9 protein-coding genes are annotated in these 15950 nt (G+C 43.4%); all 9 read left to right on the top strand.

Going from position 1 to position 15950, the window contains the following annotated elements; translation table 11 throughout:
* Window positions 1–57 precede the first annotated feature (57 nt).
* The 9 genes from NST85_RS21375 to dnaJ all read left to right on the top strand — a co-directional run bounded on the left by NST85_RS21375 (window position 58) and on the right by dnaJ (window position 15926).
* Window positions 58–2133, top strand: coding sequence for a methyl-accepting chemotaxis protein (locus NST85_RS21375; RefSeq protein ID WP_341190328.1), 2076 nt, complete (start codon window positions 58–60; stop codon window positions 2131–2133).
* A gap of 141 nt (window positions 2134–2274) precedes the next feature.
* Entirely contained in the window at window positions 2275–7092 is a 4818-nt protein-coding gene (locus tag NST85_RS21370; protein ID WP_341190327.1) for a glycosyl hydrolase, read from the top strand.
* A gap of 202 nt (window positions 7093–7294) precedes the next feature.
* A complete protein-coding gene (gene lepA, locus NST85_RS21365) occupies window positions 7295–9109 on the top strand; it encodes a translation elongation factor 4 (protein WP_341190326.1) in 1815 nt (604 codons plus the stop codon).
* Between the two features lie 113 nt (window positions 9110–9222).
* Window positions 9223–10404, top strand: a complete 1182-nt coding sequence (gene hemW, locus NST85_RS21360) for a radical SAM family heme chaperone HemW (RefSeq protein WP_341191147.1) — start codon at window positions 9223–9225, stop codon at window positions 10402–10404.
* 81 nt (window positions 10405–10485) lie between these two features.
* Window positions 10486–10959 carry an N-acetyltransferase gene (locus NST85_RS21355; RefSeq protein ID WP_127192273.1) on the top strand — a complete coding sequence of 158 codons (474 nt, stop codon included), beginning with the start codon at window positions 10486–10488 and terminating at the stop codon, window positions 10957–10959.
* Between the two features lie 102 nt (window positions 10960–11061).
* Complete coding sequence (hrcA, locus tag NST85_RS21350) at window positions 11062–12096, top strand: heat-inducible transcriptional repressor HrcA (RefSeq protein WP_127192338.1); 1035 nt, start codon at window positions 11062–11064, stop codon at window positions 12094–12096.
* 46 nt (window positions 12097–12142) lie between these two features.
* Window positions 12143–12748 carry a nucleotide exchange factor GrpE gene (gene grpE, locus NST85_RS21345; protein WP_246054054.1) on the top strand — a complete coding sequence of 202 codons (606 nt, stop codon included), beginning with the start codon at window positions 12143–12145 and terminating at the stop codon, window positions 12746–12748.
* Window positions 12749–12809: 61 nt separating this feature from the next.
* Window positions 12810–14657 (top strand): molecular chaperone DnaK, encoded by a 1848-nt coding sequence (gene dnaK / locus NST85_RS21340; RefSeq protein ID WP_127192274.1) that lies wholly within the window; start codon window positions 12810–12812, stop codon window positions 14655–14657.
* A 150-nt stretch (window positions 14658–14807) separates the two neighbouring features.
* On the top strand, window positions 14808–15926 hold the full coding sequence (gene dnaJ, locus NST85_RS21335; RefSeq protein ID WP_127192275.1) for a molecular chaperone DnaJ: 1119 nt from the start codon (window positions 14808–14810) through the stop codon (window positions 15924–15926).
* Window positions 15927–15950: the final 24 nt, after the last annotated feature.

The raw sequence follows: 15950 nt of genomic DNA, 5'->3' as shown, positions 1-15950 counted from the left end.
CCGTTCTTCTAAATCGGCTTCACGTACAAGTCTATTTAAAAGGAGATAATTAATTGTATGAACAATCTGGTGCAAGCGACGAATGAAAAGACATCATGGCTCCGAAACATGGGTTTTAATCCTTCAAAATCGGTAGGTGCTCGTTTGTTTGTCATTTTTTTTATGGCGACTATGATCTTTGTGCTAAGTCTAGGGATTGTATCGTACGAGATGTCAAAGAACACGATCCAGAAAAATGCCCAGCTAACCACGCAACAAACCGTAAGCTTAACAGCAGAGAAGTTGGAACTTTTATTGCAGCGTTATGAGGATTCTCTTCAGCAGTCACTGTTTACCAGTGAACTTCAGGATATGGTCAGGCAAGCCTCGTTAGAGAGTACAGATAGTCGTCAGCAAATTGTTCTCAAGCAAAAAATATCTGCTGAATTAGGTAATTGGGTATTTGCTAATCCAGGAGTTCTCGCTGCATATATCATTCCCAAAAACGATGTCATGGCCAATGTGGTTTCAGGAACAGAAGCCGAAGGGTTTCTGAACGGAGTTAAAGATAGTGAATGGTATGAAACGTTGATGCAAACGAAAAAATCTACATGGATGGCAGGAGAGAAAAGTGATGAGTCCAATTCATCATCTGTATTTCGTTTAGCTAAAACGCTGGCGAATACAGGCATCCCATATACCATTGTGGTGGATATAAGAGCATCTATAATGACGGATGAGTTAAAAAAGGTGGATTTGGGCGATCAATCACTTCTTCAATTGGTCACTCCTGATAAACAGATAATCGCTTCCTCAGATGATACAGAGCAATTTAATTCGGAAGACATCTTTAAAGGGGACGAATTACTGAATAGCCAAGGGAGTATCAAGAGCAACCATACAAACGGAAATGAAGTTCTAACTGTATACAGTACACTCAATCTCACGAATTGGAGACTGGTCAGTGTTGTACCTGTTGCCTATCTAGTACGCGATGTCAGCAAAATACTCTCAACTACATATTTTACGGCCGGGATCGTCGCTCTTATCGCTTTGCTTATCGGGATTTGGATGGCTAGAACGATCGCCGATCCACTTAAAACCATGCAGAGTCTGATGCAAAAAGCGGCGAAAGGGAACCTGAATGTCAGAATGCAGAAGCGGGGCCTGGACGAGATTGGTCAGTTATCATCTTCGTTCAACGACATGATGGAGCAAATTACTTCATTAGTTGAACAGACGAATCAAACGGCCCATGAAGTATTGGAGTCAGCTGGGGAACTTAGTGATGCATCAAGAAAAACGGCCCTATCTGCCAAAGAAATTGCGACGGCGACGGAGGAAATTGCGATCGGAGCTACGAATCTGGCTCAAGAAGCCGATCACGGGAGCGAACTCACGGATCAAATCTCTAACGAAATGGAACGGGTAAACGCGGCTAATATTGAGATGAGGGAGGCTGCTAATTTGGTCGGGAGATCCAGTGAACGGGGAATAGTCCAACTAGATAAATTACTTGAGAAAACAAATATCACAGAACACTCAACCGGAATATTGTTAGGAAAAGTGAATGCACTGAATGAGACGGTTTCATCTGTCATGAAGATACTTGAAGTCATGCAGAATATTACGAAGCAAACAAATATCTTATCGTTGAATGCTACGATCGAGGCAGCTAAAGCTGGGACTGCCGGCAAAGGATTCAGGGTAGTTGCAGACGAGATTCGCGGGTTAGCAGAACAATCTAGACAATCAATCGATATGGTTGGCCAAATTACCGATGGCATTATGAGTGAAATGAAAGACACGGTCACTGTACTATCCGAAGTATTGCCACTCTACGGACAGCAAGTGAATGCAGTGAAAGATACGAACGAAATTTTTATTTCAGTACAGGGGCAAATGGATAGCTTCCTTAATCGGCTAGAAACCATTACTACATCAATCGAAGGATTGAACGAATCTCAGACCGTATTATCAGAAGCAATGAACAATGTTAGTACAATCGCCGAACAGTCGTCAGCGACATCACAGGAGGTAGCTTCACTTAGTGGGGAACAGGAGAACGTTAGTGAGTTGCTAGTGGAACTATCCGGTAAATTAGAGAATGCCTCCACCAGGCTGAAAGAAAAGTTGAAAATGTTCACGTTGTAACTCGAAATATGTGCATTACATGGTTACTAGAATACATCAATTCCCCTATACAAATTATGGTTGGAATTAACATCCATTATTTGTTAAATGTAAGGGGGTTTATATAGATGTGTACTTAACTAATATTCGAGGGGGATGAAAATGAGATTTGCAAAAAAGAGTATTAGCATTTTTCTAACGTTAATTCTATTATGTTTGGCTGTAATTCCAAGTTTAGGCGCATCCGCAGCGTCTTCAAATCAAGGGCTCTCTAAGACGAATTGGGCTCAGGACAGTATCGACAAATGGGTGGGCGAGGGTATTGTTCAGGGTTATCCTGATGGTTCATTCCACCCTAACGATCAAGTGAGTAGAGCTGAAATGGTTACGATCATTAACAAAATGTTTGGTTATGATATGAAATCGGAAGAAGGCTTCTCTGATGTAGCTAATGGTGTTTGGTACTATGATGCCTTTTCTATTGCCAAACAGGCTGGATATTATCAAGGGTATCCTGGAAATTTGGCTAAAGCTTCTAGTTCCTTAACAAGACAAGATGCCGTTACCATAATTTCGAAAGCGCTATCATTGGAGTCGGGGGATAAAGGTAAAGCTACCTCTTTCTCTGACGCTTCATCTATTAGTTCTTATGCTCTTGAAGCTGTTGCTGCTCTAGGTGATGTGGTGAAAGGTTATCCTGATGGTACTTTCCGCCCAAATCAAACGATTACAAGGGCTGAACTGATGAAAGTGATGGATCTATTGTTGCCGGGATTCTTCTCCTCGGTGGGAACCGTTACTGGGGGTCAGATCAATAATCATGCCATCATCAATCAAGAAGATATTATACTCAAGGACACTGTAATCTCCGGTAATTTATACCTGGCAGCAGGTATAGGTGAGGGTAACGTAACGCTGGATAATGTGACGGTACTAGGAACAACGTTCATTTCCGGCGGTGGAGAGCATTCTATCAAGATCAATAACTCCAAATTGACGAAAGTTGTCGTCAATCGTCTTGCGGGTAAAGTTCGTGTAGTGGTTTCGGGAACTACTACGATGGACCAGGTTGTAGTTGATAGTGCGTCTATTCTTGTACTTGAAAGAGGTGCATCAATTAGTAGTATTCAGTTGAATGCCCCAGCTTCATTACTTATAGCAGACGGTACCACGATTACAAGCGTAGTTATCGGAAGTGAAGCAAGTGGGACAACGATCGATGGTGAGGGGAGTATCACCAGCTTAACCGTTTTAGTTGACGGGGTGAAGGTCAATGGGCAATTAATACCGCCTAATACAACAGTTACTATTAATAAGGGTAAGGTTCAATCGATTGTCTCGTCAGATAATGGAACCGCGGTGATTGGTATCGCGGGTAGTGGATCTGGAGGGGGATCAGACAACTCAGGTGGTGGCACAGTGAGCCCTAGCATCAATCTAGTAGATTCGCAGGCTACTGCAGAGACTAAATCTTTGTTCAGTTATCTGAATGAAGTCCGTGGTAAAAGTGTTCTGTTTGGTCACCAACATGACACGACAGTATCCTTTGCCGGAAAAGATGCTCAAGGTAAAGTGATTTCGGATGTGAAAAATTCCGTTGGTGATTATCCAGCCGTATTTGGTTGGGATACGCTCAGTTTGGATGGACACGAGAACCCGCCAGGCGTATCTGGTAATTATGAAGCTAGTCGTAAAGGTCTTTCGGCCGCGATGAAGGAAGCGTATGACCTTGGTGGAATTGTCACTTTAAGTACGCATCCTTACAACCCTGTAACTGGCGGCGATTTTAAAGATACTTCTAATACTGAAGGTGCCACTCAGTCCGTTGTTACACGTATTTTACCAGGTGGGGATAAGAACAGTGAGTTCAACCAATATTTGGACCGCATTGCGAGCTTTGCAAATCAGTTAAAGGATGATAACGGTAAGCTTATACCTGTATTATTCCGTCCTTTTCATGAACAAAATGGTGGATGGTTTTGGTGGGGAGCTTCAACAACTACCAAAAGCGAATATATTGAGCTGTACAGATATACAGTGGAGTATTTAAGAGATACTAAGGGAGTGCGCAACTTTTTATACGTATACTCTCCAAATGGAACTTTTAACGGAAATGAGAATGAGTACTTAACCACCTATCCTGGCGATTATTACGTAGATATCCTTGGGATGGATCAATACGATAACAAGGAAAATGCCGGGAGTGAGGGATTCCTGAACGGTCTTGTTAAAGACTTGAAAATGATCTCCAAGCTTGCTGATCGTAAAGGGAAAATTGCTACCTTATCTGAATATGGATACAGTGCAGCAGGTATGAAAACAACGGGAAACAACGAAAAAGAATGGTTTACGAAAATATTGAAGGCGATTCAAAATGATCCTGATGCAAGAAGAATAGCCTATATGTTGACTTGGGCGAACTTTGGCGAAGGCAATAATTTATATGTGCCATATCACAATGCAGCGACATTAGGTGATCATGAACTTCTTCCAGACTTCATTAACTTCTATAAAGATCCTTACACAGCGTTTGCAAGTGAAGTCAAAGGTCAGAATGTATACAATCGTCAGGTTACGGTATCTACAAAACAACCATTTATTCATATCGTATCACCGACTAACATTGGTACGGTAACGGAGTCAACTACTATCATTCGGACCAAAGTGCAGAATGTAGTACCGACTAAGGTTACTTACACCGTTAGTGGTTCAACGATAACTGAGATTGAAATGACATTAGATAGTGATGGATATTACTCGGCGCCATGGACACCGGAGGCGAGTCAAAACGGGAAGACAGCAGATATTACAGTGCGAGCTTATGCGGGAAAAACTACTTTAGAACAAAGCATATCGGTATTTGTCAAAGTTGGGGAATTGTTGATCAAACAGCTTGCATTTGATACACCTGAGAGTATCACTCAGATACAGAACAATGGAACTTATCCATCAACAATCCAAATGGAGCTGGGGCATTCGGTTGTTGATGGTAATGGCAAGCTGGAGATTGGGGTCTCGGACGGCTTGGTAGCAAGTGATACATGGCAAGAACTGAAGCTAGAATTGAAGGCAGAAGCGTTAGCGGGAGTTGATCTAGCTGAGGTTACGCGGGTTAAATTTAATGCGCTGATCCCTGTTGCTGCGCAGAATGATGATAATAACGCCGCAATCCGCGCTGTTGTGATGCTGCCTGATGATTGGAATGGGAAATACGGAATGGACACTACGTATAAATCATTGTCTGATCTTGAACAGGTAGTGATTGAAGGAGTCCAATATTACAAATATGAAATTTCAATTGAACTGGATAACCCAGAGAAATCAGCAGAAGCTACGGGGTTAGCGATTTCATTAGTTGGTAGTGGATTGGTTTCCCAAGATGGCTTGTCCATCTATATCGATGATGTTAGCCTGTATAGCACTTTTACAGCTCCAGTGGTTGATGTTTCTCTTGTTGATGATTTTGAGTCTTATGATGGAAGTAACGATGCATTAGTCGCAAAGTATCCAAAAGCAGGTGGAGATGATGTCAGCGTAGCATTGAGCGAGGAACATAAAGGCGCTGGGGATTATGGTATGAAGCTGCAATACGACTTAAGCACAGCGGGATATGCGGGGATCGGAAAAAGTCTAGGTTCCGTGAACTGGTCAGATTATAATGGTCTACAATTATGGGTTGATTCTGACGGATTATCCTATGCAAAGGATGGTCAAAGTTTAAAATTGGTTATACAAATTGTCATGAACGGCAGCTATTATGAGGCATATCCAGATTTGAATCCTAACAGCTCTGGAGAGTTAACTATTCCATTTAGTGAGTTTGTAGTTAACCATGGTTCCGGTGGACCAATCAATAAAGACAGTCTCAAAAAGGTGCAGAGTTTTAATATCTATGTGAATTCGATGGATGGTAGTGGGCATAAGGGTTCGTTGTATCTCGATGAGATTCGAGCGATGTACGACAGTTCTCTTCCTGTAGTCCCAGACAATGGTGAAGGATCAGAAGGACCTGGGCATGCGCCGGGTGTTCTGTATGAATTCAAATCTATCGTAGATATTGCGGGCTGGAAGATCGAGAGTAATACAGCCAAAGCACAAGCTCCAACGTATGCAGATTCAGAACAGGTGCTAAGTACTTCATTTGCTTTGGAAAATACGGGTGAGAATGTGGATGGAGTTTCAAATGAAGCATTTGAACTAGTTGTGTATCCGTCGAGTTTGGATTTGTCAGGACTCGACAGTATCAGTGCGCAAATTAAATTGACCAAGGGCACAGCAAAGGCACGTCTATTCTTTAAGTCCGGATCAGCTTGGAAATGGCATGATAGTGGTACTTTGTTAGAAATTGGTTCCAACGGATATACAACAGTGACTATTCCCTTGAGCGCTCTTGAATCAAAAGATCTCAAAGAAATAGGAGCCATTGGAATTAAAATCGAAGCTATCTCCAACGATGGGGGTACAGCGGAGTTGTATTTAAAAGATGTTACTTTAGCTGGGGTTACCCCGGTTACTCCAGTCGTTAAGTACGATTTTGAAACTGATGCTGAAGGGTGGACAGCAACTTCGGGCTCCACAGCCACACAAGCTGTGTATACAGAAGGCGGAGTATCATCAAATGTCTTGAAGGTGGATTTCTCTTGGAAGGCAAGTGATGTTGATCCTTGGATTGCAGCTTCTAAAGTCGCTAATCTGGATCTTAGTGGTTTCTCCAAACTCAGTGCTAAGGTGAAGATTGTATCCGATATTTCGAACGTTCAGGCTAAGGTGTTTATTAAAACGACGGAAGCTTGGACTTGGAATGCTACCGACTCAGCTATTACGGATGAAGAGGGATTCACACTTTTTGAGATTGACCTTACGAAATTTAAGGCAGAAGATCTAAAAATCGTTAAAGAGATAGGAATTCAGTTCGTTACTCCAAACGGAACGGAAGGAACCGCTACAGGGAATATTGACGAAGTTTGGGCGACGAAGTAAGGCGGTATAAGTAACGCAGTAATTATTTTGTCAAAACCTCTGGAGCTACACGACTCCGGAGGTTTTCATGTTGATACCACTATCAGACGATTTCAGCCAAATATTTCTAGCCGTTCATAATTATTAGCCAGCATTGCCGCCCTTCCCTTCAACTGATATAATGAATTGATTGTACTTCAATGGATTTGTGGTGGGGGTAAGGATGACGGATATCAGAGCGAGACAACAGAAGATTCGAAATTTCAGTATCATTGCACATATAGACCATGGTAAATCGACATTAGCTGACCGTATTCTAGAATTTACGGGGGCGCTAACTTCGCGTGAGATGCAGGAGCAAGTTCTGGATAATATGGACTTAGAACGCGAACGTGGGATTACGATCAAACTGCAGGCTGTACGTTTGACGTATCGTGCAGATGACGGTGTGGAGTATTTGTTGAACCTGATCGATACACCGGGACACGTCGATTTCACGTATGAAGTATCCCGTAGCCTTGCGGCTTGTGAAGGGGCACTCTTGGTAGTAGATGCGGCACAAGGTATTGAGGCGCAGACACTGGCTAACGTGTACTTGGCGCTAGATAATAATCTAGAGATTTTGCCTGTAATCAACAAGATCGATTTGCCAAGCGCTGATCCTGACCGGGTGAAGCAGGAAATCGAAGACGTGATCGGGTTAGACGCAAGTGAGGCCGTACACGCTTCAGCAAAAGCAGGAATCGGGATTAAGGAAATATTGGAACAGGTCGTTGCAAAGGTGCCTGCACCTACGGGTGACCCTGAACAACCGCTCAAAGCGCTTATTTTTGATTCGCATTATGACCCTTATAAGGGAGTAGTCGTATACGTTCGGGTAATGGACGGGCAGATCAAAGCAGGCTCGAAGATCAAAATGATGGCTACAGGCAAAACGTTTGAGGTTATTGAGGTTGGGGCATTTATGCCGCGCATGACAACGGTAGATGAATTGAACGTCGGCGATGTAGGATTTTTCGTTGCTGGTATGAAGACTGTGGGTGATACCAGAGTCGGGGATACAGTAACGGATGCTAAGAATCCAACAGCAGAGCCGCTGCCTGGTTATCGTAAAATCAATCCAATGGTTTATTGCGGATTATATCCGATCGAAACATCGGATTATAACGATCTTCGTGAAGCATTAGAGAAGCTACAACTTAATGATGCGTCGCTTAGTTGGGAGCCGGAAACGTCGAGCGCACTTGGTTTCGGTTTCCGTTGCGGATTCCTTGGATTACTCCACATGGATGTTATTCAGGAACGTATTGAACGCGAATTCAATATTCCGCTCATTACGACCGCACCAAGCGTTATTTATCACGTAACACTAACAAATGGAGAGACAATTTCAATTGATAATCCATCTAACTATCCAGAAGCGGGTAAGCTCGATTATGTTGAAGAACCGTACGTGAAGGCTTCAATTATTGTGCCGAATGATTATGTAGGTACCGTTATGGAGCTTTGCCAATCGAAGCGCGGCGAGTTTGTCAACATGGAATACCTTGATACGACACGGGTTACCATTATTTATCAAGTTCCGTTGTCGGAAATCGTGTATGACTTCTTTGATCAATTGAAGTCCGGCACGAAAGGTTATGCTTCATTTGATTACGAAGTATCGGGTTACCGGAGATCTAATCTCGTCAAAATGGAAATCTTGCTCAATGGTGAACAAGTGGATGCTCTATCCTTCATCGTTCACCGTGACCGTGCTTACCATCGGGGACGGATCATTTGCGAGAAGCTACGTCAGTTGATTCCTCGTCAAATGTTCGAGATTCCTATTCAAGCTTCAGTTGGTACGAAGGTAGTAGCCCGTGAGACGGTTAAAGCATTACGTAAGAACGTTCTCGCTAAGTGCTACGGTGGTGATATTTCTCGTAAGCGTAAGCTGCTTGAGAAGCAGAAAGAGGGTAAGAAACGCATGAAACAGGTTGGTAGCGTTGAAGTCCCTCAAGAAGCGTTCATGGCAGTATTAAAGATCGATGAGTAATTAGAGATCTCAAGCACATAGAGGGAAAGCCCACGGGCTTTCCCTTTTCCATACAAATAGAAGAAGAAGGAGGCATTACCGTGGACCAAATGTTAAACAAGGATGGGCAGGCAATGCCGGATAACCGCCAAACAGGGAGTGCAGCTCCTAGTGCGGTATATATACACATTCCGTTTTGCACGAATAAATGCTTTTACTGTGATTTCAACTCTTATGTGCTGAAGGATCAACCGGTGATGGATTATTTGCGAGCGTTGGATCTTGAGATGGAGATGACCGTGCGGGACACACCACCAGCTCAGATTAAAAGTATTTTTGTAGGCGGTGGAACGCCGACGGTACTAAATCCGCAGGAAATGGATTATTTCCTCAGTTCGGTGCGGAAGCATTTTGGTAATTGGTCATCGGATATTGAATTTTCAATGGAAGCTAATCCTGGCACGACAGATCTCGAGAAATTAGCAGTTATGAAAGATGGCGGCGTTAACCGAGTTAGCTTTGGTGTTCAGGCGTTTCAGAATGAATTGTTATCAGGAATCGGACGAATCCATAATACAGATGATGTATACCGTAGTTTGGAGAATGCGCAGAAGGTGGGTCTGAATAATTTATCCATCGACCTTATGTTTGGATTACCAAATCAAAGCGTAGAAATGTTGGATGAGAGTATCACCAAGGCACTCGAATTAGATTTGCCCCACTATTCTATCTATAGCCTCAAAGTTGAAGAGAATACGTTGTTCCATACGATGTTTAACAAGAACCAATTACCTCTCCCAACAGAAGAAGACGAGCTTCAAATGTATCTGCTACTCATGAAGCGGATGAGTGCCGCAGGTCGTAACCAATATGAGATTAGTAATTTTGCTAAGCCAGGAATGCAAAGTCGTCATAACATCACCTATTGGCGTAATGAGGATTATTATGGACTTGGTGCGGGGGCACATGGATATGTAGGCCGGCAGCGTCATGTGAATATCAAAGGTGTTAACCCTTATGTTGAAGCAACTAAGGCAGGACTACCTCGTATGCAGCAATTTATGGTTTCAGAAGAGGAAGCTATGGAAGATTTCGTCATGGTTGGTCTCAGGGTACTAGAGGGAATTCGAAGCGCTGACTTTACTTCACAATTTAAAAAGTCGATTGAGGAAGTCTTTGAGAAGCCACTCGATAAAATGCTAGATGCGGGCTTATTGGAAAGACACACGGACGGGGGCGGGTATCGCCTCAGTGAGAAGGGAATCTTGTTCGGTAATGAAGTGTTCGCAGAGTTTATTGGCATACTGACGGTATAAAATTAATTGTTTTACTCCCTTGATTATCTATACAACATAATGTATATTTATTCGTATTAGTTTGAAATTGGGAGGAATAAAATGGGGACTCCGGCCGTGATTGTATGCAGAAAAGCGAGACTTGAGGACGTAGAGCCTCTTTATATAATGATAGAAGATTATGCTCGTCGTGGAATCATGCTTCCACGTTCGCGTCAATTACTGGAACGGCAGATCTCTGATTTTGTTGTCACAGAAGTTGAGGGCGTAGTCGTAGGCTGTGGATCATTGTGCAGGCTAGGAGATGAACTGGTAGAAATACGTTCATTAGGCATTTCTGAAGGGCACAAGGGGCGTGGGCTTGGTTCTATGCTTGTTGACCTATTAATAGAGGAAGCAAGAAATCAGAAAATCCCTAAAGTAATGGCGTTGACCTATGAAGTTTCGTTTTTTCTGAAAAATGGATTCACGGTCGTTGAGAAAGATATTTTCCCTGAGAAAGTTTGGACCGACTGCGTAAACTGTGCAAAACAGCATTGCTGTGATGAAATAGCTGTCCTTAAGATACTGGACTGACTTGACAATCGTCAGGTCGGTTTGGTATTTTTGTATTAGTGATTAGCACTCGTTAGGCATGAGTGCTAAATAATCGGCTTAAGGCCTTTAGGAGGGATAATGATGTTGACCGAACGCCAAAGAATGATTCTTACTGCAATAGTAGACGATTATATTCGTTCTGCGGAACCTGTAGGATCCCGAAGTATTTCCAAACGTGGAGATGTCGGCTATAGTCCAGCTACCATTCGTAATGAAATGGCGGACTTAGAGGAACTGGGTTTTCTGGAACAACCTCACACTTCTGCAGGCCGCATACCTTCCCACAAGGGTTACCGATACTATGTGGATCACATGTCTCCGTTCAATCTGCTTACTCCCGAGGAACTCGTCACATTAAAGACGTCTTTCGCGGAGAAGCTTAACGCAATTGAAGAGGTTGTCCAGCATGCAGGCACGATATTGTCCCAAATGACCAATTACACATCCATCTTGCTGGGTCCAGAGGTTTTTCATACATCGTTGCGCCATTTCGAGTTGATTCCTTTGAACGAGAATACGGCTGTGGCGATCGTCGTGACGAATACGGGCCAGGTGGAGAATAAGACGGTCACCATTCCAGCCGGTGTTTCGGTTTCGGAAATGGAGAAGGTCGTCAATCTGCTTAATCGCAAATTGACTGGGGTACCTATATATAAGCTGAAATCTGCTCTGCACAATGAAATTGGGCAAGAAATGCAAAGACACATCAATCATTTTGAAGGTCTGATGAATATGCTGAGCGAAGTGTTGGACAGTGATGGAACAGATAGTCAAAGACTGTTCCTCAGCGGGACGACAAATATGCTGACTCAACCTGAATTTAGGGATGTTGACAAAGTGAAAAGCATATTGGATCTGTTGGAGGAAACTCCTACGTTACTCAAGATGATGACTTCTGCATCAACGGGCTCCGGGATTCAGGTCCGTATCGGTATGGAGAACGATCATGAAGCCTTTTCCAGTTGTAGCCTTATAACAGCTACTTATGCTATTGAAGGTCAAGCAGTCGGGACGATCGGTATTTTGGGACCAACGAGGATGGAGTATGCACGAGTGATGTTGATATTGGATGTTTTATCCAAAGACTTAACAAAACTCTTGTCACGAGGGCATTAATCTGAATGAATTAATGGGATTATCGTATGTTAAGGAGGTGAGTATCTTGAAGAAAAAAGAACCAGTTCAAGATCAAATGAATTCTAATTTAGGGGAAGATTCTAACGTGAATGATAACATGCATCAAGAACAAACTGAACAAGAACTACAAAATGAAGTAGAAGAAAATCCTGCTACTGAGGAGCAAACGATTGAGGATGCATCCGCTGAGGTGGAGAAGCTTCGGTTAGAGAATGAAGAATCTCAACAACGTGTACTTCGCGTTCAAGCTGATTATGATAACTTCCGTCGTCGTACTGTGAAGGAGAAGGAAGAGTTGGCCAAATATGCATCAAGCGTATTGATCACTCAGCTTATTCCGGTCATAGACAATTTTGAAAGAGCACTTGCCACTGGCAGTGATAGTACCGATAACTCAGCTTTTGTTAAAGGTGTAGAGATGATATTCCGCCAATTGGAGGATGTACTAGGCTCCGAAGGCTTGAAGCCGATGAAATCAGTGGGTGAACCGTTTAATCCAGAGTATCATCAAGCGATCATGCAAGTGGAATCCGATGAGTATGAAGAAGGCATTGTAGTTGAGGAAGTTCAGAAGGGTTACCTTCTAAAAGATAAAGTTCTTCGTCCGGCGATGGTTAAAGTTAGCCAATAGCACGGAATTTTGTCAAAGAGCTACACATAGAACAAACACATTAAAGGAGGATATATTCCAAATGAGTAAAGTAATCGGTATTGACCTTGGAACAACCAACTCTTGCGTAGCAGTTATGGAAGGCGGCGAGGCTGTCGTTATTCCGAATCCAGAGGGCGCACGTACAACCCCTTCAATCGTAGGTTTCAAAAAAGACGGTGAACGCGTTGTAGGTGAAACTGCAAAACGTCAAGCTATCACTAATCCGGATCGCACGATTAGTTCCATTAAGAGACATATTGGTACAAACCATAAAGAAACTGTGGATGGTAAAGATTATACTCCTCAAGAAATTTCCGCTATCATTCTGCAAAAGTTGAAAGCTGATGCAGAGGCATATCTAGGACAAACCGTGTCCCAAGCGGTTATTACAGTTCCAGCGTATTTCAACGATAGCCAACGTCAAGCAACTAAAGATGCTGGTAAAATCGCTGGTCTTGAAGTACTACGTATTGTCAACGAGCCAACAGCTGCGGCACTGGCTTATGGTCTTGAGAAATCAGAAGATCAAACGATTCTTGTATATGACCTTGGTGGTGGTACGTTTGACGTATCTATCCTTGAACTTGGCGACGGCTTCTTTGAAGTTAAAGCGACAAGTGGAGATAACAAACTAGGCGGAGATGACTTCGACCAAGTTGTTATGGATTATTTGGTAGCTGAGTTCAAAAAAGATCAAGGTATCGATCTAAGCAAAGACAAAGCTGCTGTACAACGTTTGAAAGATGCTGCTGAGAAAGCGAAGAAAGAATTGTCTGGCGTACTTACTACGACAATTTCCCTTCCGTTTATCACAGTTGCTGATGGCGTACCTCAGCACTTGGAAATTAACTTGACTCGTGCCAAATTCGATGAATTGACTGCTGGTTTAGTAGAACGTACACTGGGACCTACTCGCCAGGCACTGAGCGATTCCGGCTTAACACCTGCTGAAATCGATCGAATCGTTCTTGTTGGTGGATCCACACGGATTCCTGCAGTACAAGATGCGATTAAGAAATTGACTGGGAAAGATCCACACAAAGGCGTAAATCCAGATGAAGTTGTTGCTCTAGGCGCTGCTGTTCAAGCGGGCGTATTAACTGGTGATGTGAAAGACGTTGTCCTTCTAGACGTTACACCACTATCACTTGGTATCGAAACAGCTGGTGGCGTATTTACAAAAATGATCGAGCGTAACACTACGATCCCTACAAGTAAATCACAAGTATATTCCACATATGCAGATAATCAGCCAAGCGTAGAAATTCACGTGCTTCAAGGTGAACGCGAAATGGCTGCAGGCAACAAAACATTAGGACGTTTCATGTTGGGCGATATTCCTCTCGCACCACGTGGTGTTCCACAAATTGAAGTTACCTTTGATATTGATGCTAACGGTATTGTTAACGTGGCGGCTACAGATAAAGGTACAGGTAAGAGTCAGAAGATTACGATCACTTCTTCCAGCGGTCTTAGTGATGAAGAAGTTGAGCGCATGATGAAGGATGCTGAACTTCATGCTGACGAAGACAAGAAACGTAAAGAGATGGTTGAAGCGAAGAATAATGCCGACCAACTTATCTATAGCGTAGATAAAACTATTAAGGATCTTGGCGATAAAGTGGATGCTTCCGAAACTGAAAAAGCTAATGAAGCGAAGGAAGAGCTGAAGAAAGCTTTGGAAGGCGATAATTTGGAAGAAATCAACGCGGCTTCAGAGAAGTTGACTGAAATCGTACAACAGCTCTCCGTTAAATTGTATGAGCAGGCTGCACAAGCTGGTCAAGCTGAAGCTGGCGGAGCTGAAGGTAATACTGCAGGTCCAAACAAAGATAATGTCGTAGATGCTGAATACGAAGTTGTTGACGAGGATAAGAAACAGGATTAATTCCCTGTCACGGGTACGTTAATTTCTGAATAAGCTTTGGTGAACCGGGAAGGTCAAAGTGCGGGACACTCCGCGCTTTGACTTTCCTTTTGCCGGGTTATGGGAGTAACTCATTCGGCAGGTCACAAAGGATATAACGGGGGTGGAAGAGTGGCTGAGAAACGCGATTATTACGAGGTGTTGGGCCTTGGTAAGAATGCTTCTGATGAAGAGATTAAGAAGGCTTATCGTAAGATGGCCCGTCAGTATCACCCAGACGTAAATAAAGCGGCTGATGCTGAATCGAAATTTAAAGAAGTTAAAGAAGCCTATGATGTGTTAAGCGATTCTGGGCAACGTGCAAGATATGACCAGTATGGACATGTTGATCCGAACCAAGGTGGATTCTCCGGTGGCGGAGATTTCGGCGGATTTGGCGATATCTTTGATATGTTCTTCGGTGGTGGAGGCGGTGGTAGACGCGATCCAAACGGTCCACAACGGGGGAACGATCTACAATATACGATGACTGTTGAGTTTAAAGAAGCCGTGTTCGGTAAAGAGACTGATATTACGATTCCACGGACTGAGAGTTGCGATACTTGTTTTGGATCTGGAGCGAAACCAGGAACGAAACCGGAGAAGTGCTCGGTCTGTCATGGTTCCGGTCAACAAGAAGTCGTACAAAATACTCCATTCGGTCGTATGGTGAACCGCCGTGCATGTAACAATTGCGGTGGTAAGGGACAAATCATCAAAGAAAAATGCGGAACTTGTCATGGTAATGGTAGCGTGAAGAAGCAACGTAAAATCCATGTACGCATTCCTGCGGGTGTGGATGATGGTGCACAGCTTCGCATGACAGGTGAAGGTGAAGGTGGTCTTCGTGGTGGTCCGGCGGGTGATCTCTACATCATCATCCGTGTGAAAACTCATGATTTCTTCCAGCGTGAAGGCGACGACATCTATTGTGAAGTTCCTTTGACCTTTGCTCAAGCAGCGCTTGGTGATGAGATAGAAATACCGACTCTGACTGAGAAGGTCAAGCTTAAGGTACCAGCTGGTACACAAACGGGCACCTATTTCCGTCTCAAAGGCAAAGGTGTTCCGCGGCTTCGTGGTATTGGCCAAGGCGATCAACACATCAAGGTAGTGGTGGTTACGCCAAGCAAGTTGAGTGATGAGCAAAAGGATCTCATGCGTCAGATCGCAGCAATGGATGGAGAACATACTCATGAGCATGAACAATCGTTCTTTGATCGGGTAAAGCGAGCGTTTCGTGGAGATTGACTGAAATAAGACAGATATTATACT

Source organism: Paenibacillus sp. FSL K6-2524 (genome assembly GCF_038005525.1).
GTDB lineage: Bacteria > Bacillota > Bacilli > Paenibacillales > Paenibacillaceae > Fontibacillus > Fontibacillus anaericanus.
The sequence above is the reverse complement of the archived record's forward strand: the minus strand, read 5'-3'. Positions and strand labels throughout refer to the sequence as shown.

Bases quoted from the DNA above. Each gene is read 5' to 3' on its own strand.
- NST85_RS21375 (WP_341190328.1), top strand. From the start codon at position 58: ATGAACAATCTGGTGCAAGCGACGAATGAAAAGACATCATGGCTCCGA.
- NST85_RS21370 (WP_341190327.1), top strand. From the start codon at position 2,275: ATGAGATTTGCAAAAAAGAGTATTAGCATTTTTCTAACGTTAATTCTA.
- lepA (WP_341190326.1), top strand. From the start codon at position 7,295: ATGACGGATATCAGAGCGAGACAACAGAAGATTCGAAATTTCAGTATC.
- hemW (WP_341191147.1), top strand. From the start codon at position 9,223: ATGCCGGATAACCGCCAAACAGGGAGTGCAGCTCCTAGTGCGGTATAT.
- NST85_RS21355 (WP_127192273.1), top strand. From the start codon at position 10,486: ATGGGGACTCCGGCCGTGATTGTATGCAGAAAAGCGAGACTTGAGGAC.
- hrcA (WP_127192338.1), top strand. From the start codon at position 11,062: ATGTTGACCGAACGCCAAAGAATGATTCTTACTGCAATAGTAGACGAT.
- dnaK (WP_127192274.1), top strand. From the start codon at position 12,810: ATGAGTAAAGTAATCGGTATTGACCTTGGAACAACCAACTCTTGCGTA.